Source organism: Streptomyces sp. RB17 (assembly GCF_009604455.1).
Classification (GTDB): Bacteria; Actinomycetota; Actinomycetes; order Streptomycetales; family Streptomycetaceae; genus Streptomyces.
In genome coordinates, this window is sequence record NZ_WEGL01000009.1 from 407,306 (window position 1) to 430,785 (window position 23,480).

19 protein-coding genes, 2 pseudogenes and 1 riboswitch are annotated in these 23,480 nt (G+C 73.0%); of the genes and pseudogenes, 14 read left to right on the forward strand and 7 right to left on the reverse strand.

What is annotated here, in order from left to right:
- Nucleotides 1–24 precede the first annotated feature (24 nt).
- The 10 genes from SRB17_RS35750 to SRB17_RS35795 all read left to right on the forward strand — a co-directional run bounded on the left by SRB17_RS35750 (nucleotide 25) and on the right by SRB17_RS35795 (nucleotide 12,004).
- Complete coding sequence (locus SRB17_RS35750) at nucleotides 25–1,185, forward strand: ABC transporter substrate-binding protein (RefSeq protein ID WP_323376823.1); 1,161 nt, start codon at nucleotides 25–27, stop codon at nucleotides 1,183–1,185.
- Nucleotides 1,182–2,081 (forward strand): ABC transporter permease, encoded by a 900-nt coding sequence (locus SRB17_RS35755; RefSeq protein WP_153544720.1) that lies wholly within the window; start codon nucleotides 1,182–1,184, stop codon nucleotides 2,079–2,081. The genes SRB17_RS35750 and SRB17_RS35755 overlap by 4 nt, the downstream gene beginning before the upstream one ends.
- Nucleotides 2,066–2,887 (forward strand): ABC transporter permease, encoded by an 822-nt coding sequence (locus SRB17_RS35760; RefSeq protein ID WP_153544722.1) that lies wholly within the window; start codon nucleotides 2,066–2,068, stop codon nucleotides 2,885–2,887. Before SRB17_RS35755 ends, SRB17_RS35760 begins: the two co-directional genes overlap by 16 nt.
- Before the next feature lie 5 nt (nucleotides 2,888–2,892).
- The gene (locus SRB17_RS35765; protein ID WP_153545027.1) at nucleotides 2,893–3,963 is read left to right on the forward strand and encodes an ABC transporter ATP-binding protein; all 1,071 of its coding nucleotides are present in this window, start codon (nucleotides 2,893–2,895) and stop codon (nucleotides 3,961–3,963) included.
- A 14-nt stretch (nucleotides 3,964–3,977) separates the two neighbouring features.
- Complete coding sequence (locus SRB17_RS35770) at nucleotides 3,978–5,444, forward strand: HAD-IA family hydrolase (RefSeq protein ID WP_323376824.1); 1,467 nt, start codon at nucleotides 3,978–3,980, stop codon at nucleotides 5,442–5,444.
- Between the two features lie 95 nt (nucleotides 5,445–5,539).
- Entirely contained in the window at nucleotides 5,540–8,410 is a 2,871-nt protein-coding gene (locus tag SRB17_RS35775; RefSeq protein ID WP_228396444.1) for an ATP-binding protein, read from the forward strand.
- Nucleotides 8,400–8,837 (forward strand): roadblock/LC7 domain-containing protein, encoded by a 438-nt coding sequence (locus tag SRB17_RS35780; protein WP_153544724.1) that lies wholly within the window; start codon nucleotides 8,400–8,402, stop codon nucleotides 8,835–8,837. The genes SRB17_RS35775 and SRB17_RS35780 overlap by 11 nt, the downstream gene beginning before the upstream one ends.
- Before the next feature lie 7 nt (nucleotides 8,838–8,844).
- The gene (locus SRB17_RS35785; RefSeq protein ID WP_323376825.1) at nucleotides 8,845–9,222 is read left to right on the forward strand and encodes a DUF742 domain-containing protein; all 378 of its coding nucleotides are present in this window, start codon (nucleotides 8,845–8,847) and stop codon (nucleotides 9,220–9,222) included.
- A 243-nt stretch (nucleotides 9,223–9,465) separates the two neighbouring features.
- Nucleotides 9,466–10,254 carry a carbon-nitrogen hydrolase family protein gene (locus SRB17_RS35790; protein ID WP_153544728.1) on the forward strand — a complete coding sequence of 263 codons (789 nt, stop codon included), beginning with the start codon at nucleotides 9,466–9,468 and terminating at the stop codon, nucleotides 10,252–10,254.
- Between the two features lie 52 nt (nucleotides 10,255–10,306).
- Nucleotides 10,307–12,004 carry a flavin monoamine oxidase family protein gene (locus SRB17_RS35795; protein ID WP_153544730.1) on the forward strand — a complete coding sequence of 566 codons (1,698 nt, stop codon included), beginning with the start codon at nucleotides 10,307–10,309 and terminating at the stop codon, nucleotides 12,002–12,004.
- A 39-nt stretch (nucleotides 12,005–12,043) separates the two neighbouring features.
- Here SRB17_RS35795 and SRB17_RS35800 read toward each other — a convergent pair whose 3' ends face one another.
- Nucleotides 12,044–12,973 (reverse strand): LLM class F420-dependent oxidoreductase, encoded by a 930-nt coding sequence (locus SRB17_RS35800; RefSeq protein WP_153544732.1) that lies wholly within the window; start codon nucleotides 12,971–12,973, stop codon nucleotides 12,044–12,046.
- Between the two features lie 103 nt (nucleotides 12,974–13,076).
- Entirely contained in the window at nucleotides 13,077–13,763 is a 687-nt protein-coding gene (locus SRB17_RS35805) for a DUF5995 family protein (protein WP_153544734.1), read from the reverse strand.
- Between the two features lie 353 nt (nucleotides 13,764–14,116).
- Here SRB17_RS35805 and SRB17_RS35810 point away from each other — a divergent pair.
- Nucleotides 14,117–14,585, forward strand: a pseudogene (locus tag SRB17_RS35810) (glycoside hydrolase family 6 protein); the annotation flags it as partial.
- Here the strand turns inward: SRB17_RS35810 and SRB17_RS35815 are convergent.
- Nucleotides 14,537–15,943 (reverse strand): uracil-xanthine permease family protein, encoded by a 1,407-nt coding sequence (locus SRB17_RS35815; RefSeq protein WP_153544736.1) that lies wholly within the window; start codon nucleotides 15,941–15,943, stop codon nucleotides 14,537–14,539. The pseudogene SRB17_RS35810 and the gene SRB17_RS35815 sit on opposite strands and share 49 nt — an antisense overlap.
- Before the next feature lie 146 nt (nucleotides 15,944–16,089).
- Here SRB17_RS35815 and SRB17_RS35820 point away from each other — a divergent pair, with 146 nt between their 5' ends.
- Together SRB17_RS35820 and SRB17_RS35825 are read left to right on the forward strand one after the other, a co-directional pair.
- Complete coding sequence (locus SRB17_RS35820; RefSeq protein ID WP_153544738.1) at nucleotides 16,090–17,370, forward strand: alginate lyase family protein; 1,281 nt, start codon at nucleotides 16,090–16,092, stop codon at nucleotides 17,368–17,370.
- Nucleotides 17,371–17,454: 84 nt separating this feature from the next.
- Entirely contained in the window at nucleotides 17,455–17,913 is a 459-nt protein-coding gene (locus SRB17_RS35825) for an acyl-CoA thioesterase (protein WP_323376827.1), read from the forward strand.
- Here the strand turns inward: SRB17_RS35825 and SRB17_RS35830 are convergent.
- Nucleotides 17,873–19,087, reverse strand: coding sequence for an MFS transporter (locus tag SRB17_RS35830; RefSeq protein ID WP_153544742.1), 1,215 nt, complete (start codon nucleotides 19,085–19,087; stop codon nucleotides 17,873–17,875). The genes SRB17_RS35825 and SRB17_RS35830 overlap by 41 nt on opposite strands.
- Before the next feature lie 132 nt (nucleotides 19,088–19,219).
- On the opposite strand from SRB17_RS35830, the gene SRB17_RS35835 reads away from it, so the two are divergent.
- Nucleotides 19,220–20,818 (forward strand): ROK family transcriptional regulator, encoded by a 1,599-nt coding sequence (locus SRB17_RS35835; RefSeq protein WP_153544744.1) that lies wholly within the window; start codon nucleotides 19,220–19,222, stop codon nucleotides 20,816–20,818.
- Nucleotides 20,819–20,925: 107 nt separating this feature from the next.
- Here the strand turns inward: SRB17_RS35835 and SRB17_RS47730 are convergent.
- The 3 genes and pseudogenes from SRB17_RS47730 to SRB17_RS35850 form a co-directional block, all read right to left on the reverse strand.
- Nucleotides 20,926–21,265: pseudogene (locus SRB17_RS47730) on the reverse strand (DUF5958 family protein).
- 44 nt (nucleotides 21,266–21,309) lie between these two features.
- Nucleotides 21,310–22,053, reverse strand: a complete 744-nt coding sequence (locus SRB17_RS35845; RefSeq protein ID WP_153544746.1) for an SDR family oxidoreductase — start codon at nucleotides 22,051–22,053, stop codon at nucleotides 21,310–21,312.
- 104 nt (nucleotides 22,054–22,157) lie between these two features.
- Nucleotides 22,158–23,048 (reverse strand): RNA polymerase sigma-70 factor, encoded by an 891-nt coding sequence (locus SRB17_RS35850; RefSeq protein WP_153544748.1) that lies wholly within the window; start codon nucleotides 23,046–23,048, stop codon nucleotides 22,158–22,160.
- Between the two features lie 291 nt (nucleotides 23,049–23,339).
- A riboswitch (FMN riboswitch) is annotated at nucleotides 23,340–23,470 on the forward strand.
- Nucleotides 23,471–23,480: the final 10 nt, after the last annotated feature.

Below are 23,480 nucleotides of genomic sequence, written 5' to 3' on the forward strand. Positions count from 1 at the left end.
CTCGTGTGCACCCCTGGAGAGATCGTGACCGTGTCCCTGCCGAGAAACGCCGTCCTCGGCGGCTCCCTCGCCGTCGTCGCCGCGCTCGCGCTCAGCGCCTGCGGCGCCGCCCCCGACAACGCGTCGACCACCACCAAGGACGGCAAGAACGCCGCCACCGCCACCTCAGCGGCCGACTTCGGCGGCATGGCCGCCCTGGTCAAGGCGGCCAAGAAGGAAGGCACGCTGCACATCATCGCCGTGCCCCGCGACTGGGCCAACTACGGCGCGATCATCGACGGCTTCCAGAAGAAGTACGGCATCAAGATCCAGGACGAGAGCCCCGACGGCTCCAGCCAGGACGAGATCAACGCCGTCACCACGCGCAAGGGGCAGGACCGCGCCCCCGACGTTCTCGACCTGGGCTCCTCGTTCGCGCTGAGCGCCGCCCAGCAGGGGCTGCTCGCGCCGTACAAGGTGACCTCCTACGCCGACATCCCCGAGGGCCAGAAGGACCCGCAGGCCCGCTGGTACAACGACTACGGCGGCTATGTCTCCATCGGCTGCGACGCCAAGCGCGTGAAGACCTGTCCGACCAGCTTCAAGGACCTGCTCAAGCCCGAGTACAAGGGCCAGGTCGCCCTCAACGGCAACCCCACCAAGTCCGGCTCGGCCTTCGGCGGCGTCTACGCGGCGGCCCTCGCGAACGGCGGCTCGTTCGACGACATCCAGCCCGGCCTTGACTTCTTCGCCAAGCTGAAGAAGAGCGGCAACTACACGCCCGTCGAGTCCACCCCGGCCACCGTCGAGAAGGGCGAGACGCCCATCTCCATCGACTGGGACTACCTGAACGCCGGTTACGCCGACGAGTTCAAGTCCAAGGGCCTCGACTGGAAGGTTGCCGTCCCGAGCGACGGCCAGTACGCCCAGTACTACTCCCAGGCCATCAACAAGGACGCCGCGCACCCGGCGGCCGCCCGCCTGTGGCAGGAGTACCTGTACAGCGCCGAGGGTCAGAACCTGTGGCTGGGGGGCTACGCCCGCCCGGCCCTGATGACCGCCATGGAGAAGGCCGGCACCCTCGACAAGACCGCCGCCGCCAAGCTCCCGAAGGTCACCGGCACGCCGTCCTTCCCGTCCGAGACCCAGCAGAGCAAGGCCAAGACGGTCATCGCGCAGGGCTGGGGGAAGGCCGTCTCCGGATGACCGCCGCTCTCCCGCGCGCGGACGTGGCGCCCGTCGCTTCGCAGAAGCGGCGGCGCCGCGCCCCCGGCTGGCTCGCCGTCGTCCCCCTGCTGGTATTCGTCGCGATCGCCTTCGGCCTGCCCGCGGTGGCCATCGTGAACGGCGCCTTCTCGGTCGACGACGCCACCACGGGCGCCACCAGCTACACCGGCGCCAACATGACGGCCTCGCTGAAAGGCCCGTACCTCACCGCCCTGCTCGGCAGCGTCAAGCTGTCCGCGATCTCCGCCGCGCTCGGCGCCCTGCTCGGGCTGCCGCTCGCCCAGGCCGTGGTCAGCTCCCGCTCCCGCTGGCTGCGCGAGGCCGTGCTGACCGCCTCGGGCGTGCTCGCCAACTTCGGCGGTGTCCCGCTGGCCTTCGCCTTCGTCGCCACCCTCGGCAACGCGGGCGTCCTCACCGTGCACCTGGGCCTGAAGGACAGCGGCTGGGACCTCTACAGCTTCTGGGGTCTGGTCCTCGTCTACCTGTACTTCCTCATCCCGCTGATGGTCCTCACCATCACGCCCGCGCTGGACGGCCTGCGCGCGCAGTGGCGCGAGGCCGCGCTGAACAACGGCGCCACCGGCGTGCAGTACTGGCGGCACGTGGCCCTGCCCGTGCTCGCGCCCTCGCTGCTCGGCGGCCTGGTGCTGCTGTTCGGCAGCGCCTTCGCCGCCTACGCCACCGCCGCCGCCATGGTCGGCAGCGCGGTCCCGCTGGTCACCCTGCAGATCGCCGACGCCCTGTCCGGCAACGTGCTGGTCGGCCAGGAGAACGTCGCCCTCGCCCTCAGCCTCGACATGGTCCTGGTGGCGGGCCTGGTGATGGCCGTGTACCTGCCCCTTCAGCGACGGAGTGCCCGATGGCTCGACGCCTGACCCCGTGGCGGTGGGTCGTCCTCGGCCTCGCCGCCCTGTACTTCCTGGTGCCGCTCGCCGCCTCCGTGATCTTCACGGTGGACGTCCCCGGCCAGGGCGTCACCTTCGACGCCTACACCAAGATCCTCTCCGCCGACGGCTTCCTCTCCAGCCTGCTGCTCTCGCTGGAGCTGGCCGTCGCCACCATCGCGGTCGTCCTGCTGCTGATGGTGCCCGCCGTGGTCGCGCTGCGGCTCGGCGCGCCCCGGCTGCGGCCGGTGGTGGAGGTGGTGTGCTCGCTGCCGCTGGTGGTGCCGCCGATCGCGTTCGTCGCCGGCATCGCCACCGTCCTGAAGTGGGGCCCGGAGCATCTCTCCCGGACGCCGCTGTTCGAGACGTTCGTGGTGATCCAGAACGACAGCTTCCCCGTCGTGCTCGTCCTGGCCTATGTCGTGATGGCCCTGCCGTTCGTCTACCGCGCCCTGGACGCCGGCCTGCGCGCCATGGACGTACGGACCCTGGTCGAGGCGGCCCGCAGCTGCGGCGCCTCCTGGCCCAAGGCGCTCGTCCGGGCCGTGCTGCCCAATCTGCGCGGGGCCCTGCTCAACGCGTCCTTCCTCACGCTGGCCCTGGTCCTCGGCGAGTTCACGGTCTCCCACCTGCTGGGCTACGCCCCCTTCGCCGTGTGGATCTACAACGTCGGCGGCGAGCAGGCCCAGATGTCCGTCGCCGTGTCCGTGCTCAGCCTGCTCGTCACCTGGGCCCTGCTCCTCGCGCTCGCCGGTGCCGGCGGCGGACGCAACCGAACCGCACCTTCCCGGGGATGACCTATATGACCGCCACCCTGCCCGAGACCCGCACCCAGGCCGCCACCGTCGAATTCCGTGCGCTGCGGCGGGAGTTCGGGTCCACCGTCGCCCTCGACGGCCTCGACCTGACCGTCCGCCCGGGGGAGTTCCTGGCCCTGCTCGGACCCTCCGGCTGCGGCAAGACCACCGCGCTGCGCATGCTCGCCGGGTTCGAGCACCCCGACTCCGGCGCCGTGCTGGTGGACGGCGAGGACGTCACGCACGTACCGGCCCACCGCCGCGACGCCGGCATGGTCTTCCAGTCGTACAGCCTCTTCCCGCACCTGAACGCCGTCGACAACGTCGCCTTCGGGCTGCGCATGCGCGGCGTGCGGACGGCCGAACGGCGGGCCCGCGCAGCCGAGTTGCTGGAGCTGGTGGGACTCGCCGACAAGGGCGAGCGCTATCCGCACCAGCTGTCCGGCGGCCAGCAGCAGCGCATCGCGCTGGCCCGCGCCCTGGCCCTGCGCCCGCGCGTGCTCCTGCTCGACGAGCCGCTGTCCGCGCTGGACGCCAAGGTGCGGCTCACCCTGCGCGAGGAGATCCGCCGGCTCCAGCAGGAGCTGGGCATCACCACCCTGTTCGTGACCCACGACCAGGAGGAGGCCCTCTCGGTCGCCGACCGGGTCGCCGTCATGCGCGCCGGCCGCCTCGAACAGTGCGCCGAACCGGCCGAGCTGTACGGCCGCCCCGCCACCGCCTTCGTCGCCGAGTTCGTCGGCACCATGAGCCGGATCCCGGGCGAGCTCAAGGACGGCACGGTCGAGGTGCTCGGGCAGCGGCTGCCGGCCGACGGCGAGGTGCCCGACGGCCCGGTGGACGTGCTGGTGCGGCCGGAGGCCGTCCGGGTGGGCGCCGACGCGCAGGGCACCGCCCGGATCGTCGCCACCGCCTTCCTCGGCGCGGTCGTCCGCGTCACCGTACGGCTCGCCGACGGCACCGAGGTCAAGGCCGACCTGCCCGCCCACGAGGCCGGCGGACTCGGCGCCGGAGCCGCCGTCGACGTGTCGCTGCCCGAGCGGCCGGTGCTCGTGGCCGAACGTATCCAGAAGTGAGGAATCTCCCGAACGTGACCCCCCAGACCCATCAACGCCCGCTGCAGGCCGTTCTGTTCGACATGGACGGCACGCTCGTCGACACCGAGCGGCTGTGGTGGGAGGCGGTCGAGCAGGTCGCCGGGCGCCCGCTGACCGAGGCCGACCAGCCCGACGTGCTCGGCCGCCCGGTCGAGCACACCGCCGCCTGGCTCGGTACGGCGACGGGCCGGCCGGAGGCGGACCTCGCGGCCGAACTGCACCGCGAGTTCGCCGACCGCGTCCGCACCGGGATCGTGCCCCGGCCCGGCGCGCCGGCCCTGCTGGACGCGCTGGCCGCCGCCGGTGTCCCGGTCGCCCTGGTCACCGCGTCCCCGCGCGCTGTCGCCGACGTCGTCCTCGACGCCCTCGGCGCCGAGCGGTTCGCGGCCTCCGTCACCGCCGACGACACAGCCCGCACCAAGCCGGCGCCCGACCCCTACCGGGCCGCCTGCCGTGCCCTCGGTGTCGACCCCGCCGCCTGCGTGGCCGTCGAGGACACCGAGACCGGCGTCGCCTCCGCCGAGGCCGCCGGGTGCGCGGTCCTCGCCGTACCGTCCCTCGCGCCGATCGGGACCGCGCCCGGCCGGACCGTACGGGAGAGCCTCACCGGGGTGACGGTCGAGGAACTGGGGCGGATGGTCGCGCCCGAACTGCGGGTCATGAGCTGGAACCTGTGGCTCGGCGGCAGCGAGGTCGACGACCACCGGGCCAAGCAGCTCAAGGTCGTCCTGGAGAGCGGCGCCGACGTCGTCGGACTCCAGGAGACGGGCGGCAGCGCGGCCCAGGAGCTCGCCGAGGCGCTCGGCTGGCACCACCACCGGGCCGGCGAGAACCTCGGCGTCATCAGCCGCCACCCCATCACCGCCCGCTTCGGCGACCCGGACGTCGGCTTCTACGGCGCCGCGGGCGTCCGGATCGCGGTGGCACCCGGCCGCGAGGTCGACGTGTGGACCGCGCATCTGCACTACACGCCGTACGGCCCCTACGAGTCCGCCTTCGACGGACTGCCGGCGGCGGAACTCATCGCTCACGAGGAGCTGCGGCTGGCGCAGATGCGGGACGCCCTGGACCGCATCGCCCAGTCGTCCGGTTCGGGTGTCCCGGTCGTCCTGGTCGGCGACTTCAACTGCCCCTCCCACCTGGACTGGCCGGACGTGGCCTGGCCGGTGACCCAGGCCGCCGAGGACGCGGGCTTCGCCGACTCCTACCGCGAGGCCCACCCGGACCCGGCGGCCGAGCCCGGCCACACCTGGTCGCCGATCCACCCGGTGCACGAGGACGGCAGCGGACGGCCCGAGCCGCAGGACCGGATCGACTACGTCCTGCACCGGGGCCTGACCGTGCGGGACGCGCGAACCCTCGTCACCGGCACCCCCCGGCCCTGGCCGGACGTCGCGGACAACGACTGGCCCTCCGATCACGCGGCGGTCGTCACCACCTTCGCCTTGACCAGGATGTGACCGGGGGTTACCACAGGTCACCATTGCGTTGCGGGGTGACTGTCCCGTAGGTTGTGCCGCACTTTCTACCGACTGGTAACCCCGGCAGGTACTCCATGCGCTGGCCCCTCGGCCGTCCCACCACCGTCCGCGCCCGGATCGTGGCCCTCGCGCTCGCTCCGGCCGTCGCGCTGATGACGCTGTGGGGCTTCGCGATGGTGTCCGTCACCGCCGAACTGCGCGGGCTGATCCGGCTCCAGGGGGTGTACGAGGACTTCGGCACCCCCGTGGACACCGCGATCGGGCAGATCCAGATCGAGCGCCGGATGTCCGCCGCCTACCTGGGCGCCTGCCTCGACACGGCCACGGGTGGTCAGCTGCTCGAACAGCAGCGCCGTACCGACCGGGCCGTCGACGCCATGCGGCAGGCGATCCGGGGTGGCGACCGCAGCCGGCTCACGGCCCGGCAGCGGCAGGCGCTGGACACCATGGCGGCGGTGACCGGGAAGCTGGAGGGGCTGCGCTCGAAGGTGCTGTCCCGGCACATCACCTGGGACCGGGCCGTCGACGAGTACAGCGCGCTCGTCGAGCCCGGCTTCGACGTGGAGTCCACGCTCACCGCCCTCCAGGCCGGACAGCTCGCCCGCGAGGCGCAGGTCGTCATCGAGCTGGTGCGGGTCAGGGAGTTCGTCTCGCGCGAGGACGCGCTGGTCGCCGGGGCGCGGGCGGCCGGCACGCTGACCGACCGGCAGTACGACACGCTGACCGCCACCATCGAGGACCGGCGGGTGTTCCAGCGGACGTACGTGCCGGACCTGCCCACCGACTCGCGTGCCCTGTTCGAGGACTTCCAGCGCGGGGACCTGTACCGCTCGCTGGTACGCGGCGAGGACGCGCTGCTGCGGGCCGGAGCCGCGGGCGCCGGGCAGGCCGTCGCGGCGGACACCTGGCGGTCCACCACCGACCGGGCTGTGAAGCGGTACATGCAGCTGTGCACGCGGTCCGCCGAGAACTCCGCGGCACGCGGGCGGGCCTTCGCCTATCGCGAGCTGACCAAGTCGGCCGTCGTCGGCGTGGTGGGGCTTGCCGCCGTGGGGCTGTCGCTGTGGTTCGCGGTGCGCGGTGCGCGGCGCATCTCGCGGCGCCTGGAGACCCTGCGGGACGCCGCCGACGTCCTGACACAGCGCCGGCTGCCCGAGGTCATGCGGCGGTTGAGCGCCGGCGAGGAGGTCGATGCGGCGGCGGAGGCGCCACCGCTGGCCGCCGACGAGGTGCGCGACGACGAGATCGGGCAGGTCGGCCGTTCCTTCAACACCGCGCGGCTCGCCGCCGTCGAGGCCGCCGTCACACAGGCGACCCTGCGCCGCGGCCTGTTCGCGGTACTGCTCAACATCGCGCGCCGCAACCAGGCGCTGGTGCACCGCCAGCTGAAGCTCGTCGACACCCTGGAACGGCGCACCGAGGACCCCGACATCCTGCGCGAGCTGTTCCGCATCGACCACCTGACCACGCGCATGCGCCGGCACGCGGAGAGCCTGATCATCCTCTCCGGCGCCACGCCCGGCCGCCGCTGGCGCCGGCCCGTGCCCGTCGCGGACGTCGTCGCCTCGGCCGTCAGCGAGATCGAGGACTACGCGCGCGTGGTGGTGCCGCCGATGCCGGATTTGGGCGTGGCGGCGGACGCGGTCGCCGACGTCGTCCACCTCATCGCCGAACTCCTGGAGAACGCCACGGTCTTCTCGCCGCCGCACACCCAGGTCACGCTGCGCACCGGGCGGGTCGGGAGCGGGTTCGTGCTGGAGATCGACGACCGGGGCCTCGGCCTCGACGCCGACGCCCGCGCCCAGGCCCACGCCACCCTCACCGACCCCGACGCCTTCGACCCCACCCGCCACGACCGCCTCGGCCTCTACGTCGTCGGCCGCCTCGCCGCCCGCCACGGCATCGAGGTGAGCCTCGGGGACTCGCCGTACGGCGGCACGACGGCGGTGGTGCTGTTGCCGGAGGCGGTGCTGGCGCAGGCGGAGCCACGCGAACGGGGCGCAGCCGTGGGTGAGTTGCTGTCCAGAAAGCGGCCGGCCGAACCCGGACCGGGCGAGCCGCAGCGCCCGCCCGCCGGTGAACCGCCCCGCCGCAACCGACTCGCGTCCGTGCCTGCGCCGGGTGCGGGGGCCGTGTCCGTGCCCGCCCTCGACTCCGAGTCCGTGTCCGAGGTGCCGAAGGGGGACCGGTCGTCGGCCTCGCCTGTGTCCGGGTTGCCGGCGACGGCGCCGACGCCGGTACCCCGGACGGCGGCGCCTGCCCGTGGTTCGGAGGCCAAGTCCGGGGTCATCAGGGGGGAGTGGCCGTCGTCCGCGCCCAGGACCGGCCCCGAGACCGTATCCGGGTCGACGGTGGCTCCGCCCGCTCTGCCCAGCCGGACCCGGCAGGCCTCCCTTGCCCGGGAGCTGCGGGACGAACCGCCGCCGCGCGACACCGGACCCGAGCGCGAGATCGACGCCGAGGACATGCGCGCGATCTTCGGCGCCTTCCAGCGCGGCCTCGACCGTGGCCGCAAGGGCCTGCCGGCGACTCGCGACACCGCTGCCGCGCAGCCGACGGCACCGCAGTCCCCCGGGGGCGCGGGGAACGGCGCCACCAGCCCCCACGCACCCGCGCCTGAACACGCGCCCACCCCCGCACCCGCCGCGGAACCCGCACGCGCCGCGGAACCCGCACGCGCCGCGGAACCCGCACGCGCCGCGGAACCCGCACGCGCCGCGGAACCCGCACGCGCCGCGGAACCCGCACCGGCCCCGGAACCCGCACCGGCCGCGGAACCCGCACCGGCCCCGGAACCCGCACCGGCCGCGGAACCCGCACCGGCCGCGGAACCCGCACCCGCCGCTCCGGAACACGCCCCCACCCCCGACCACCCGGACGACGTGATCACCGACGCCATGACCACCCACGCCGACGAAGGGACCGACTCCGACGATGGACGGTGACGACCAGATCCCCGAGCCGACCGCATCGCCCGCCGCAGCGCCCGGCACGGGCCTCGGCTGGCTGCTGGACGATCTCGTGGCGCGCACCGAGCACGTCCGGCAGGCCGTGCTGCTGACCGCCGACGGCCTCCCGCTCAGCAGCTCGGACGGGATGCGCCGGCGGGACATCGAGCACCTGGCCGCGGTCTGCTCCGGCTTCCACGGCCTGGCCCGCTCGGCTGGCGAGCGGTTCGCCGCCGGCGAGGTACGGCAGACCATGGTGATGCTCGACGACGCCTACCTCTTCATCACCCCGGCCGGGCACGGCAGCCGGCTCGCCGTCCTCAGCGAGGCCGGCACCGATGTCGGCCAGCTCGCCCACGAGATGGCCCTGCTCGTCCGTCGACTCGGCCGCCACCTGGACGCGGCCGCCCGCAGCCCCAGATGATCCCGCGGTGAGCGACGAGCACTGGTACGAGGACGAGACCGGTTCGATGGTGCGCCCCTACACGGTGACCCGCGGCCGCACCCGGCCCGCAGGCGCGCACCCGATCGACCTGATGTCCCGGGTCACCGCGCTGGACACCGACGTGCCGGGACCGGACGTCGACCATGCCCGTGCCGCCCTGCTCGACCTGATCCGGCGCGGTCCGCGTCCCGTGGTGGAGCTGGCCGCGGACGCCGACCTGCCCCTGACCGTCCTGCGGGTGCTGCTCGGTGACCTGGCCGAGGCGGGCCTGATCCGCGTCGACGAGCCCCGCCGCCCGGCCGGTGACCCGGCCACCGACCCGCGACTGCTGCAGGAGATCGTGCGGCTGCTGCGGGAGATCTAGCTGCCGGGACACCGCCTCCCCGTCCGGCGGGGAACCCCAGCCGTGACCTGCGTCTCAGGGGCGACGGGAACCGGCCACGGGAGCGCGCAACGAATCGCCGTCCGGCCCGGACTCCACGCAATGAACCGCGCACGGGCGCGCAACGGCTCCTTCTTGTCCGGCCGAGCGCGCCGACCGTACCTTTTTCATGGCCCCGAAAACGTCGAGGGCCACCCCCGAAGCCACTTTCCGGTGAGGATCCGCATGCGCACCGCCCTGCTCCAGAGCTCCGGCCGCCCCGGCTCGATCGCCGAGAACCTCAAGGTCCTCGACGAGGCCGCGGGCCGTGCCGCCGCCGCGGGCGCCGCGCTGCTCGCCGCACCGGAGATGTTCCTGACCGGGTACGCGATCGGCGACGACATCGCCCGCCTCGCCGAGCCCGCCGACGGCGACAGCGCGGACGCGATCGCCGAGCTGGCCCACCGGCACGGCCTCGCCATCGTCTACGGCTACCCGGAGCGCGACGGCGAGACCGTGTACAACTCCGCCCAGCTGATCTCCGCCGACGGCACCCGGCTCGCGAACTACCGCAAGACCCACCTCTTCGGCTGCTTCGAACGCGATCACTTCACGCCGGGCGAGCAGCCGGTCGTGCAGGCCGAGCTGAACGGCCTCACCGTCGGCCTGATGATCTGCTACGACGTCGAGTTCCCGGAGAACGTCCGCGCCCACGCCCTGGCCGGCACCGACCTCCTCGTCGTCCCGACCGCGCAGATGCACCCCTTCCAGTTCGTCGCCGAGTCCCTCGTGCCGGTGCGCGCCTGGGAGAACCAGATGTACGTCGCCTACGTCAACCGGGTCGGCCAGGAAGGGGAGTTCGAGTTCGTCGGCCTCTCCGTGCTCGCCGGTCCCGACGGCGTCGCCCGCACCCGGGCCGGCCGCACCGAGCAGCTGGTGTTCGCCGACGCCGATCCCGCCTTCCTGGCCGCCTCCCGCGAGGCCAACCCGTACCTGGAGGACCGCCGCCCCGGTCTGTACGGGTCCCTCGGCTGAGCCGCCGTAACAGCCTCCCCCTGTTTCACCTCGTGCAAGGAGTCCGTACCCCATGACGTCCACGGTGCCCAACGCCGTCGAGCACACCGACGAGCAGCAGCCGCCGATCACCATGTTCGGCCCGGACTTCCCCTACGCCTACGACGACTTCCTCGCCCACCCGGCGGGTCTCGGCCAGATACCCGCGACCGAGCACGGCACCGAGGTCGCGGTCATCGGCGGCGGCCTGTCCGGCATCGTGGCCGCGTACGAGCTGATGAAGATGGGCCTCAAGCCCGTCGTCTACGAGGCCGACCAGATCGGCGGCCGGCTGCGCACGGTCGGCTTCGAGGGCTGCGACGAGTCGCTGACCGCCGAGATGGGCGCGATGCGCTTCCCGCCGTCCTCCACCGCCCTCCAGCACTACATCGACTTGGTGGGCCTGGAGACCAGTCCCTTCCCGAACCCGCTGGCCGAGGCCACCCCCTCGACCGTCGTGGACCTCAAGGGCGAGTTGCACTACGCCGAGACCATCGACGACCTGCCCCAGGTGTACCGGGACGTCGCCGACGCCTGGAACAAGTGCCTCGAAGAGGGCGCCGACTTCTCCGACATGAACCGCGCCATGCGCGAGCGGGACGTCCCGCGCATCCGCGAGATCTGGGCGAAGCTCGTCGAGAAGCTCGACAACCAGACCTTCTACGGCTTCCTCTGCGACTCCGAGGCGTTCAAGTCCTTCCGGCACCGTGAGATCTTCGGCCAGGTCGGCTTCGGCACCGGCGGCTGGGACACCGACTTCCCGAACTCCATCCTGGAGATCCTGCGCGTCGTCTACACCGAGGCCGACGACCACCACCGCGGCATCGTCGGCGGATCCCAGCAGCTGCCGCTGCGCCTGTGGGAGCGCGAGCCGGAGAAGATCGTCCACTGGCCGTACGGCACCTCGCTGAAGTCCCTGCACGTGGACGGCGAGCCGCGCCCGGCCGTGACCCGGCTGCACCGCACCGCGGGCAACCAGATCACCGTGACGGACGCGAACGGCGACATCCGCACCTACAAGGCGGCGATCTTCACCGCCCAGTCCTGGATGCTGCTGTCCAAGATCGCGTGCGACGACTCGCTGTTCCCGATCGACCACTGGACGGCGATCGAGCGCACCCACTACATGGAGAGCTCCAAGCTCTTCGTCCCGGTCGACCGGCCGTTCTGGCTCGACAAGGACGAGGACACCGGCCGGGACGTCATGTCGATGACCCTGACCGACCGCATGACCCGCGGCACCTACCTGCTGGACGACGGCCCGGACAGGCCGGCCGTGATCTGCCTGTCCTACACCTGGTGCGACGACAGCCTGAAGTGGCTGCCGCTGTCCGCGAACGAGCGGATGGAGGTCATGCTGAAGTCACTCGGCGAGATCTACCCGAAGGTCGACATCAGGAAGCACGTCATCGGCAACCCGGTGACGGTCTCCTGGGAGAACGAGCCCTACTTCATGGGCGCGTTCAAGGCCAACCTGCCGGGCCACTACCGCTACCAGCGGCGCCTGTTCACCCACTTCATGCAGGAGAAGCTGCCCGAGGACAAGCGCGGCATCTTCCTCGCCGGCGACGACATCTCCTGGACGGCCGGCTGGGCCGAGGGCGCGATCCAGACCGCGCTGAACGCGGTCTGGGGCGTCATGCACCACTTCGGCGGCGAGACCGACCCGGCCAACCCCGGCCCGGGTGACGTGTACCACGAGATCGCCCCCGTGGAGCTGCCCGAGGACTGACAGAAGAGCGAGCAAGGACCAAGGCGCGGGCGGCCGGACTCAGACTCCGGCCGCCCGCGCCTTTTCAAACACCTCCGCGGCGACGTCCGCCAGCTCGCGCGCGTCCCGCGCGGTGCCCTGAAGGTCGATGAGGATCTCGTCCAGTCCGATGCCGGCGTGCTCCACGAGGTCCGCCACGATCTGGTCGACATCGCCCTGGAAGGGCCGGCGGTCCGCCCCGTCGTACGGCTTCGCCCGACGGCTGGTGTTCACCCGCAGCACCGTCCGGATCGGCTTCGTACGGCCCCGCTCCTCGGCCAGCTCCCGCAGCTGCCGCCACTGGGCGGCGACCGCCTGCGCACCGATCCCCACCGGCAGCCACCCGTCGGCATGGTCGACGAGCCTGCGGAAGGCCCGCCCGCCGCCCGCGGCCAGCAGCACCGGGATCGGCCGGGCGGGCTTGGGCCCGACCACGGCAGAAGTGATCTTGGTCAGCTGCCCGTCGTGGACGACCGGATCGGGACCCCACACGGCCCGGCACACCTCGATGATCTCGTCCAGGACCGCGCCGCGCTCCGCGATCGGCCGGACCCCCGAGGCCGCGTACTCGTCCAGCGACCAGCCGGTGCCGAAGCCCGCGACGACCCGGCCCCCGCTCGCCGCGTCCAGCGAGGCCAGCGCCTTGGCGAGCTGGAACGGCAGGTGCAGCGGCGCCACCAGGACGCTGGAGCCCAGCTCGGCCCGCTCGGTGGCCGCCGCGGCCAGGGTGAGGGTGACCAGCGGGTCCGCCACGTTCCGGTACTCGTCGGGCCAGGGCAGGCCCTCGACGCCGTACAGACCCTGGGTGGCGGGCTCGGGGAACAGAGCCCGTTCGAAGACCCACAGGCTGTCGTAGCCGATCCGCTCGGCGGCGCGTGCCACCGCGGGCACGTCCGTGCCGATCGCATACTGCCGCATCTGGGGGAGGCCCAGGCCGAGACGGATCGCCATACCGCTGCTCCTCTGTGATCGGATCGGATACCCGCCGGACAACGTACGGCGATCATCGGGGTGTTCCTCGGGCGACTCGCGCAGGGGCGCAATCCGGCCAGGTTCAGTCGGCGAGCGGCGTCAGCAGCATCCGCCCCGCGAAGCCCACCACCGTGTCCAGCCGTTCGGCGAACTCCCCGGCCATGTCGGCGCAGTGGCGCAGCGCCCACAGGGCCCGCGCCGCCACCCAGGCCGCGTCGCGGGCCCGCTCCAGGCTCCAGGAGCCCAGCAGATGGGTGAGCGGGTCGGCGATCTGCAGCAGATCGGGGCCCGGCATCAGATCCTCGCGGATGCGTTCCTCCAGCGAGACGAGGAGTTCGCCCACGCGGTCGAACTCGTCCTCCAGCTCGGGTGGTTCACAGCCGAGTGTTCGGCAGGCGTCCACCACGGCGAGCGCCAGGTCGTGCCCGATGTGCGCGTTGATGCCGGCCAGCGCGAACTGCAGCGGACGTACCCCGGGGTGCCGGCGGAGCTGGAACAGCGGACGCCAGCAGGCGGGCGGTCGGCGGTCGGCGGCCGCCGCGTCGACCGCCGCCAGGTAGCGCTCGGCGAACCGCACGTCCAGCGCGGTCGCCGCCCGTGGATCCGGGAACCCCCCGCCGTCCAGGCGCCGGTCGACCTCCTCGGTGACGGTGAGGTAGACGCGGTTGAACACGGCGACGCCGTCCCGTCCGGGCAGGGACGCGTCGAGCGCGCGCATCCGGGAGACGACCGTGTCGACGGGGGTGGTGAGGTGTTCCAACTGCGCCATGGGGGAAGGGTCCCAGCCCTGGGCCGGCGCGCGCGCCGACCGGCCCGGTGCTTCGCCGGAACGGGGGAACGGACCGCCGCGGTACGGAAGCGGGGGAGCGGCACCGTGTCAGGCTTGCGTGCCCGCCGCCTGGCCGAGCGCCGGGCCGCGCGCCGGCGTGCCCTGCGGCAGGGGTGCTGGTCGGCTCCGTCGTGGGCGTGGTCTCGGCACAGAACGCCCGGCGGGAGGGCTGTCACAGGTCGACGATCGTCCGCAGGCCCGTCGTGGCTGATCGCGACCACGCGGCGGCAGCCGCAGTTCGGACACGGCTCCATGCCCCTTCGGGGCGCGGCCGACCCGCCGCGACGCATCCCGCCCGGGCCGGCAGGTTCCTGAAGCCTGCGAACCCGAGGGCCCCCGTGGACGACGACGCCGGCGACTCCGGCTGGAACCCGCCGGCCCGGCAGGCCGTGCTGCTGCGGCAGGAGGGGCGGCCGCCGCCGACGGTGTCCTCGGCAACGTCTCCGGCTGCCGCACCACCGCCGGCGAGACCGCCTACGACCGTCAGGTCCTCGACGCGTTCGGCGGCCCGGCGCGCCTCGGTGCCGTGATCGACACCAGCCGCGACGGCAACGGCGCCCCGCCGGACGGCCGGTGGTGCGATCGGCCGGCCGGAAGATGGGCCGGGCGCCGACCCCGGACACCGGCGAGGCCCGGATCGACGCGTGGGTGATGCCGCCGGGCGAGTCCGGCGGCTGCCGGGGCGTGGTCGCGACCGTCACACCGTCGTACGCCTATGACGTGGCGCGCGGAGCCTTCTCGTCGTCGGATTCCGTGTCGTAGGCGGACGTGCCCTCGTCCAGGAGCGGCTCCTGCTGTTTCAGATGGGCCGGGGCGAAGGCGCGCAGCGCGTGGTAGCCGGTGATGACGACCAGGGTGCCGAGGGCGATGCCGCTGAGCGAGAAGTTGCTGGTGAACTTCAGGCTGACGTTGCCGACGCCGATGATGATGCCCGCGGCGGCCGGCACCAGGTTCAGCGGGTTGCGCAGGTCCACCTTGGCGTGCAGCCAGATCTGGGCGCCGAGCAGGCCGATCATGCCGTAGAGGATCACCGTGATGCCGCCGAGGACACCGCCCGGGATCGCGGCCACGACCGCGCCGAACTTGGGGCAGACGCCGAAGAGCAGGGCGAAGCCGGCGGCGGCCCAGTAGGCGGCGGTGGAGTAGACGCGGGTCGCGGCCATCACGCCGATGTTCTCGGAATAGGTGGTGTTCGGTGGGCCGCCCATCGCGGTGGACAGCATGGACCCGACGCCGTCCGCCGAGATCGCCGTGCCGAGCTTGTCGTCCAGCGGGTCGCCGGTCATCTCGCCGACGGCCTTGACGTGGCCCGCGTTCTCCGCGACCAGCGCGATCACGACCGGCAGCGCGACCAGGATCGCCGACCACTGGAAGGAGGGCCCGTGGAAGTGCGGCAGGCCGATCCAGTCGGCCTTGGAGACGCCGGAGAGGTCGAGCCGCCAGTGGTCGGTGACCTTGCCGCCGGGGCCCATGGAGTGGATCTTGCCGAAGACCCGGTCGAAGGCCCAGGAGATGCCGTAACCGAAGACCAGCCCGAGGAAGATCGCGATCCGGGACCAGAAGCCGCGCAGACAGACCACGGCAAGCCCGGTGAACAGCATGACCAGCAGCGCCGTCCACTGGTCCTGGGGCCAGTAGGTGGCCGCGGTCACCGGGGCGAGGTTGAAGCCGATCAGCATGACGACCGCGCCGGTGACGATCGGCGGCATGGTGGCGTGGATGATCCGCGCTCCGAAGCGCTGCACCGCGAGCCCCACCAGGAACAGCACCACGCCGACGACGAACACCGCGCCGGTCACCGTGGCGCTCGTACCGCCCTGGGCGCGGATGACGGCGGCCACGCCCACGAACGACAGGGAACAGCCCAGATAGCTCGGCACCCGGCCGCGGGTGGCGAGCAGGAAGATCGCGGTCGCCACGCCCGACATCATGATGGCCAGGTTCGGGTCGAGGCCCATGAGGACGGGCGCGACGAAGGACGCGCCGAACATCGCGACCACGTGCTGGGCGCCCAGGCCCACGGTGCGGGGCCAGGAGAGCCGTTCGTCGGGGCGTACCACCGCTCCGGGCGCGGGCGTGCGCCCGTCACCGTGCAGTTTCCAGCGCACGCCGAGGTCCATGGTGAGGTTTCGCTTTCTTACGTACGTGAAGACGGTCCGAACCATTGTCACGGGTAAGGAGCGGTTCTACGCTCGCACGGTCCTACTCATGAACTACGTTCACATATCTGGTCAACTCTGTGATCAGTGGCAGATCGGAGTGCTCGATGAGTGGAAGATCCCGTGCGGCCGTGCTGCTGGCTGCGGTGGTGACGCTCGGGGCCGCGCTCGTGCCGTCCGCGCACGCCGCGTACGCCCCCTCCGCGCACGCGGCGCCGCAGGCCCCGAGGACCGCCGTCCTCGACGGCGGCCGCCTTCGGCAGACCCGCGCCCGGCTGGACCACGACCCCCGGCTCCGGCGCGCACTGCGGGACCTGACCGCCCGCGCCGACACCTGGCTGGACCAGGGCCCCTGGACGGTCGTCGACAAGCCGAGGCCCGCCCCTGGCGGCGACGTCCACGAATACCTGAGCCAGGCCCCCTACTGGTGGCCCACGACCACCCCCACCGCCGACAACCCCTGGGGCTGCCCGTACGTCCAGCGCGACGGGCAGCGCAATCCGGAGGTCGACAGCGGGACGGACCGGCAGGACGCCGAGAAGGTCTTCGACTCGACGTACGACCTCGCGCTCGCCTGGTACTACACCGGCGAGCGGGCCTACGCCGAGAAGGCCGGGCAGATCCTGCGCACCTGGTTCCTCGACCCGGCCACCCGGATGAACCCCGACCTGGAGCACGCCCAGTTCATCCCGTGCACGTACGACGGCCGGGCCATCGGCATCATCGACTTCTCCCAGTCGTACACCAGCGTGCTCGACGCCCAGGCGATCCTCGCCGCCGGCGCCCCCGGCTGGAGCGCCGCGGACCGCTCCGCGATGGGCAGGTGGAACGCCGACTTCCTGGACTGGCTGAAGAACAGCGACTTCGGCAGGCAGGAGGGTGCGGCCGCCAACAACCACGGCACCTTCTACGACATGCAGCTCGCCGCGCTCGCCTACGCCACCGGTGACACCGCCCTGGCCCGGCGGACCGTGCTGGACGCGCGGGCCAGGCGGATCGCCCCGCAGATCGCGGCCGACGGCAGCCAGCCCCAGGAACTCGCCCGCACCCGCAGCTGGCACTACTCCACCTTCGACCTGGTCGCCTACACCCGGCTCGCGGCGATCGGCCGGCACGTGGGCGTGGACCTGTGGTCGTACCGGGGTCCGGACGGTCAGAGCCTGGTCAAGGCGGTCGACTATCTGCTGCCCGCCGCGACCGGCGCCGCCGCGTGGCCGCACCCGGAGCTGGAGTTCCACCGGTACGCGGCCACGGACGTCGTGCACGCGGCGGCCGACGCCGGCGATCCGGCGGCAGAGGCGGCCGTGGCGAAGCTGGAGGCGCCGCCCGGCGGCGACCTGTGGGCGCTGCGGCCGGCCGCCGAGCAGCTGGACTCCATAGCGGGCTGAAGCGGACCGATGGACCTGGGAGGGGCTTCTGAGCGGTCGCTTAGTATGGATCGTCAGCAACAGCAATGTTCAGGAGCCCCTCCCGTGACCGCCGAAGCCCCGATCGCGCCCGTCGTCTCCTACGGCCGGCTGATCCCCGTCACCGTGCACTTCGACGACCTCGACGCGCTCGGCCTCCTGCACAACGCCCGCTACCCGCTGCTGGTCGAGCGCGCCTGGACCGAGCTGTGGAACGAGCACGGGGTCCGCTTCGACGGCGACTGGCACGCGGCCGGCGACGCCTGCAACGCGGTCCGTGAACTGCGCATCGGCTACGAGGCACCCGTGACCAGCCCCGGCACCTACGCCGTCCACCTCTGGCTGGACCGGCTCGGCACCACCGGCCTGACCTACGGCTTCCGCTTCTGCTCGGCCGACGGCACGCGGACGTACGCCCAGGGCACCCGGGTGCTGGTCCGGCTCGACGCCACGACCCTGCGTCCGGCGCCCTGGTCCGACGCCTTCAGGGCCGTGGGTCGGGAACTGCTGCGGCCGGCCGGCTGACCTCGGTCCGGCCGCCGCGCTCGGCGCTGCGCAGCACGCCCGCGAACACCGCGAGCCCGCACGCCAGCGCCGTCACCACGCAGAACGACACGACCAGGCTGGTCGCCTGGGCCACCCCGCCGATGAGGCTCGGAGCGATCAGGCCCGAGGTGTAGGTGATCGTCGCCACGCCCGCGATGGCCTGGCTGGGGTTGGGCCCGGCGTGTCCGGCCGCCGCGAAGCAGAGCGGTACGACCACCGCGATGCCGAGCCCCATCAGCGCGAACCCGCCGATCGCCACCGCCGGATGCCCGGCGACGACGATCAGCAGACCTCCCAGCACGGCCAGGATGCCGCCGGCCCGGACGGTACGGACCGCGCCGAAACGGTTCACCAGGGCGTCCCCGGCGATCCGGGCCACGGCCATCGTCAGCATGAAGCCGGTCGTGCAGGCCGCCGCCACCCCGGCCGAGCTGTCCAGCCGGTCCCGCAGGAACACTGCCGACCAGTCCAGGCTCGCGCCCTCCGCGAACACCGCGCAGAAGCCGACCGTGCCGATCAGCAGCGCCGAGCGCGGCGGCAGCGCGAACCGCGGCGGCGGCTCCTCGTCCTCGGCGGGCTGCAGATCCAGCACCCAGGTGCAGGCCACCAGTCCGAGTACGGTCAGCACGGCCGAGGCGAGCGAGAAGTGCAGACGGGCGTCCGAGCCGAGGTGCGCCGCGAGCGTGCCGGCCGCCGAGCCGATCAGGGCGCCCGTGCTCCACATGCCATGCAGTCCCGACATGATCGACTTGTCCAGCAGCCGCTCGATCTCGACGCCGAGCGCGTTCATCGCGACGTCGGCCATGCCCGCGCTCGCGCCGTAGGTGAACATCGCCAGGCACAGGGTGTACAGATTCGGCGCGAGCGACGGCAGGACCAGGGAGAGCGTCCACAGCGCGAGCAGCCCGCGCAGGGCCGTACGGCTGCCGAAGCGGTGGCTGATCCGGCCCGCCAGCGGCATCGCACAGGAGGCGCCGAACGCCGTGAAGGCCAGCGCGAAGCCCAACTGGCCCGCGCCGAGCGAAGCATGGTCCTGGATCCACGGCACCCGGGTGGCGAAGGTGCCGGTCACGGCGCCGTGCACGGCGAACACGGCCGCCACGGCGTACCGGGCGCGCCTCACGTCGTCACGCGCGAAGCCCACGTCACTCATGTTCCAGCCCCTCCCCACGGCTCGCCCTCGCGGCACCCGCCGTAAACTATCAGGGACCCTGCCTGATAGATAGACGGTTTCACGGCCGCCGCCGGCGTCCCGCGGTCCCGTCGATCTGGGAGGATTCCCGTCATGCCCGCATCACCCAGCACCGCCCGGGCCATCAACGACCGCCTGGCCCTGCGCCTGTTGCAACAGGAAGGCCCGCTCACGGCCGGGCAGTTGAAGCAGCTGACGGGTCTGTCCCGGCCGACGGTCGCCGACCTCGTGGAGCGGCTCACCGCCGCCGGGCTGATCACGGTGGTCGGCGAGTCCGGTGAGCAGCGCCGGGGCCCCAACGCGCGGCTGTACGGCATCGTCGCCGACCGGGCCCACCTGGCCGCGCTCGACGTCCGTACCGGTGGTGTCTTCGTCCTGGTCTCCGACCTGGTCGGACGGGTGCTGGCCGAGGCGTCCGTGCCGATCGACGGGGACACCGGCACCGGTCCCGCCGTGGAGCAGGCGGTGGCCGCGGTGGAGCGGACCGCCAAGGAGGCCGGGGCGATGGGGGCGCCCCCGCGCGAGGGCGTTCGAGCGTGGGGGAGGCTGCACACCGTCGGCATCGGCGCGCCGGGCCTCATCGACCCGGCCACCGGCGACCTGCGCGACTCCGGCGGACTGCCCGAGTGGCACCGCAGCCTGGCCGCGGCCCTGCACGAACGGTTGCCAGGCGCCCGCGTCACCGTCGAGAACGAGACCAACCTCGCCGCCCTGGCCGAACAGCGTGAGGGCGCCGCCCGGGACCGGGACACCTTCGTCCTGCTCTGGCTGGGCCACGGCGTCGGCGCTGCGGTCGTCCTCGACGGCACCCTGCGCCGCGGCGCCTCGGGCGGCACGGGCGAGATCGGCTTCCTGCCGGTGCCGGGCACGGATTCACTGCCTTCGGCCAGGGACTGCGACGGAGGCTTCCACTCCCTGGCGGGCGCGGCGGCGATCGGCACCCTGGCGGCGCAGCACGGCCTGCCGGTCCCGGCCACGATGGACGGACCGGGCACGGCGATGGTGATCCGGGAGGCCGTGGCGGAGCTGTCGGGAGCGGGAGCCGACTCCGGCGCGGCAGGTGCGGGCGGCGAACGGGGCGCGGGTTCGGACGCTTCGGGGTGTGAGCGGCCCGCTGGTCCGGGTGGTGCGGGGTTCGAGCGGTCTATTGGTTCGGGTGGTGTGGGGTTGGAGCGGTTCGGTGGTCCGGGCGGTACGGGTCCCGAACAGCGCGCCGGCTCGGGCGGTGCGGGGTTCGAGAGGTCTGCTGGTTCGGGTGGTGTGGGGTTCGAGCGGTTCGGTGGTCCGGGCGGTACGGGTCCCGAACAGCGCGCCGGCTCGGGCGGTACGGGTTTCGAGGGGTCCGCTGGTTCGGACGGCGCGGGTCCCGAACGGCCGGCCGGTGTGGGCGGGCCGGCTTCCGGGCGGTCCGCCGAGCGTTTTCTCCATGCCCTCGCCGATCGGATCGCCATCGGTGCCGCGTCCGTGGTGGCCGTGCTCGACCCCGGCTGTGTAGTGCTGGGCGGCGAGGCCGGGCAGGCCGGCGGCGCGGTACTCGCGGGGCTGGTGGAGGAGCGGCTCCGCCGTATGTCCCCCCTGCTCACGGAGGTACGGCCGAGCACCCTCGGCGGCACGGCGGTGCTGCGCGGCGCCCTGCTGACCGCCCGCGACCGCGCCCAGGACGACCTGTTCGCACCCCAGGACCGGAACTGACCGCAAGCCGGCCGTTCTCCCGCCCGGCCCCACCGGTCGCCCGGTGCGCACCCCCGCCGGCGTTCCGCGAACCAGGACCGATCGCCCGCCGCCCCCGACCCCGAGGCTCAGCCGGCCGGTGTCCCGGGCTCGGGCCCGCCCGTCCCTCGGTGCCAGAAGTGGCTGCAGCCGGCGGCGCAGAACCGCTCCCGACTGCGTGCGTCCGCCGCCCACAGGACCTGGATCAGCAGCCGGAACGCCTTGATCCGCTCATGGTCCGGCGTCAGCGCGGCCACCTTGCCCAGCTGGATGCCGATCGGGCCGCGCGAGACGAGGACCGACGCGGGCCTGGACGCAGAAGTGGTACAGATCGCGCCGTACGGCGGACTGCTCCTCGGTGTTCAGGCCCTCGAACCAGGCGATCCCCTCCGGCAGCGGCCGCAGGCCCTGGGCGAGTTCGTCGAGCATCACCTCCTGCGCGTCCACCCCGTCCCTCCCTCCCGGCCGATCCGTCACCCGCCGAAGCGGCGCCCCAGATACTCCTCGAACGTCGTCTTCCCCACCGCCTGTTCCGGCGCCAGCAGTCCGCCCTCGCGGCAGGCCCGGTAGGTCCGGCCGAACAGCGGCACCGGTGCGACCGCCCGGCGCCGCCCGGTCGCGCGGAGGTACGCGCGGGCCAGCGAGTCCAGGGGCCGTACTTCGGGGCCGCCCATGTCCGCCACCCGCCCGGCCGGCGCGGCGAGCGCCAACTCGACCAGCCGGTCCGCGACTTCGGTCACCTCCACCGGCTGGTCCGGGACCCCGGCCGGGACCAGCATGACGGGCGGCTTGGCCAGTGCGCCGAGGACCGTGGCCAGCAGGTCGTGGAACTGGGTCGTGCGCAGGACGGTCCAGCCGAGCCCCGACTCCTCGATCCGCCGCTCCACGTCCAGCTTGGTCTTGTAGTAGCCGAGCGGGACCCGGTCGATGCCGACGATGGAGATGTAGACCAGATGGCCCACCCCGGCCCGCCGGGCCGCGCCGATCAGCTGATCGGCGGAGGCCTCGTCCCCACCCCGCTGCGTGGTCGCGCAGTGCACCACGGTCTCCACGCCGGCGAGCGCGGTGTCGAGCCCGCTGCCACCGACGCGCAGATCGACGGCGTACGGCGGCGTGTGCCGGCTGAGCACCCGCACCTCGCGCCCGTCCGCCCGCAGCCGCTCCGTCACCTGCGTGCCGAGCGTGCCGGTCCCGCCGGTCACCAGGATGGTGGTCATGCTGATCCCGTCCTTCCGGACTCGGGGTGTCCCCGGTCGGAACACCCTCCTGCGCTGAGACCACGCAGCCCCCCGGAAATGTGACAGGCCCCGGGACGGCCCTGCTACGACCGGGTCAGCTGCCGCTGCATGTAGGCCAGCTTGTCCGGGTTCATCATGGTCCGCACGTGGGTGATCAGCCCGTCCCGCAGCTCGAAGGACGCCACCCCTGCGAGCACGTCGCCCGCCCACGCCACCAGCGCGCTCGTGCCGTTGACCTCCGCCACCGCGAAGTCCAGGCCGCCCGTGAACCGCTCGGCCCCGCCCACCAGGAAGCGCACCACCTTCTCGCGTCCCTCGACCGGCCGCCGGACCGCGGACACCTTGCCGCCGCCGTCGCCCCAGTACGTCACGTCCGCCGCGAGCATCTTCTCCAGGCCGGCCAGGTCACCCTCGCGGGCCGCCGTGAGGAAGGACAGGAGCAGTTCCTCCCGCCGCTGCGGCGCCGGCTCGAAGCGTCCCTCCGGCACGGCGACCCGGGCCACCGCCCGCCGGTACAGCTGGCGGCAGTTGGCCTCGCTCAGGTCCAGGACGCCGGCGATGTCCCGGTGGGCGTAACCGAACGCCTCGCGCAGCACGTACACCGCCCGCTCGGTCGGCGTCAGCCGCTCCAGCAGGACCAGCAGCGCCATGGAGACCTGCTCGCGCCGCTCCGCCGACTCCAGCGGGCCGAGCGTGCCGTCGGAGGTGAGCACCGGTTCGGGCAGCCACGTCCCGGGGTACTCCTCGCGCCGCGCCCGTGCCGAGGTCAGCCGGGTCAGACAGAGGTTGGTGACGGCCTTGGCGAGCCACGCCCCCGGCTGCTCGATCGCCGCCCGGTCGGCGCCGCTGAACCGCAGATACGCGTCCTGCACCGCGTCCTCCGCCTCGTGGGCGGAGCCCAGCAGGCGGTAGGCGAGGCCGAACAGGCGGGGCCGGTGGGACTCGAACTCGTCGGCGGGCGGGGATGACGTCATGCGGCTCAGCCTGCCAGACACCCGGCGACGTCCTGATCACACCCTGAAGCCCTGGCGGCCCGGCGGCGGGCAAGGGCCGTCGTCACCGCCACCGGACCCGCCCGCACGATAAAAGGACTAGACCAGTAAGGTCAATGGGTCCGGACCAAGGGTCAATCCGCTCTGGGGGTCCGGCAGTTGCGCGGGTCCGACTGCGCCGTGCAAGGCCGGCGACACATGCTGTGAGGGAGCCCACACCTTCCGCCTGTCTGGAGTGCCGCCCGGCGTGGCAGACTGGCCCTGTACCAGAAGCAGCGCACTCCGGGGTCGGTGAAAGTCCGAACCGGCGGTTACAGTCCGCGACCCGGTCGCTTCCAGCGGCCGGTTGACCAGGTGAAATTCCTGGACCGACGGTTAAAGTCCGGATGGGAGGCAGTGCGCGGCGGGCGGGCA

What these genes read in the sequence shown, in the direction of transcription:
- SRB17_RS35800 (WP_153544732.1), bottom strand. Translation starts at nt 12,973, where the DNA reads ATGGCGATCCGTCTCGGCCTGGGCCTCCCCCAGATGCGGCAGTATGCG.
- SRB17_RS35805 (WP_153544734.1), bottom strand. Translation starts at nt 13,763, where the DNA reads ATGGCGCAGTTGGAACACCTCACCACCCCCGTCGACACGGTCGTCTCC.
- SRB17_RS35790 (WP_153544728.1), top strand. Translation starts at nt 9,466, where the DNA reads ATGCGCACCGCCCTGCTCCAGAGCTCCGGCCGCCCCGGCTCGATCGCC.
- SRB17_RS35775 (WP_228396444.1), top strand. Translation starts at nt 5,540, where the DNA reads ATGCGCTGGCCCCTCGGCCGTCCCACCACCGTCCGCGCCCGGATCGTG.
- SRB17_RS35845 (WP_153544746.1), bottom strand. Translation starts at nt 22,053, where the DNA reads ATGACCACCATCCTGGTGACCGGCGGGACCGGCACGCTCGGCACGCAG.
- SRB17_RS35780 (WP_153544724.1), top strand. Translation starts at nt 8,400, where the DNA reads ATGGACGGTGACGACCAGATCCCCGAGCCGACCGCATCGCCCGCCGCA.
- SRB17_RS35850 (WP_153544748.1), bottom strand. Translation starts at nt 23,048, where the DNA reads ATGACGTCATCCCCGCCCGCCGACGAGTTCGAGTCCCACCGGCCCCGC.
- SRB17_RS35830 (WP_153544742.1), bottom strand. Translation starts at nt 19,087, where the DNA reads ATGAGTGACGTGGGCTTCGCGCGTGACGACGTGAGGCGCGCCCGGTAC.
- SRB17_RS35765 (WP_153545027.1), top strand. Translation starts at nt 2,893, where the DNA reads ATGACCGCCACCCTGCCCGAGACCCGCACCCAGGCCGCCACCGTCGAA.
- SRB17_RS35820 (WP_153544738.1), top strand. Translation starts at nt 16,090, where the DNA reads ATGAGTGGAAGATCCCGTGCGGCCGTGCTGCTGGCTGCGGTGGTGACG.
- SRB17_RS35760 (WP_153544722.1), top strand. Translation starts at nt 2,066, where the DNA reads ATGGCTCGACGCCTGACCCCGTGGCGGTGGGTCGTCCTCGGCCTCGCC.
- SRB17_RS35815 (WP_153544736.1), bottom strand. Translation starts at nt 15,943, where the DNA reads ATGGACCTCGGCGTGCGCTGGAAACTGCACGGTGACGGGCGCACGCCC.
- SRB17_RS35755 (WP_153544720.1), top strand. Translation starts at nt 1,182, where the DNA reads ATGACCGCCGCTCTCCCGCGCGCGGACGTGGCGCCCGTCGCTTCGCAG.
- SRB17_RS35835 (WP_153544744.1), top strand. Translation starts at nt 19,220, where the DNA reads ATGCCCGCATCACCCAGCACCGCCCGGGCCATCAACGACCGCCTGGCC.
- SRB17_RS35795 (WP_153544730.1), top strand. Translation starts at nt 10,307, where the DNA reads ATGACGTCCACGGTGCCCAACGCCGTCGAGCACACCGACGAGCAGCAG.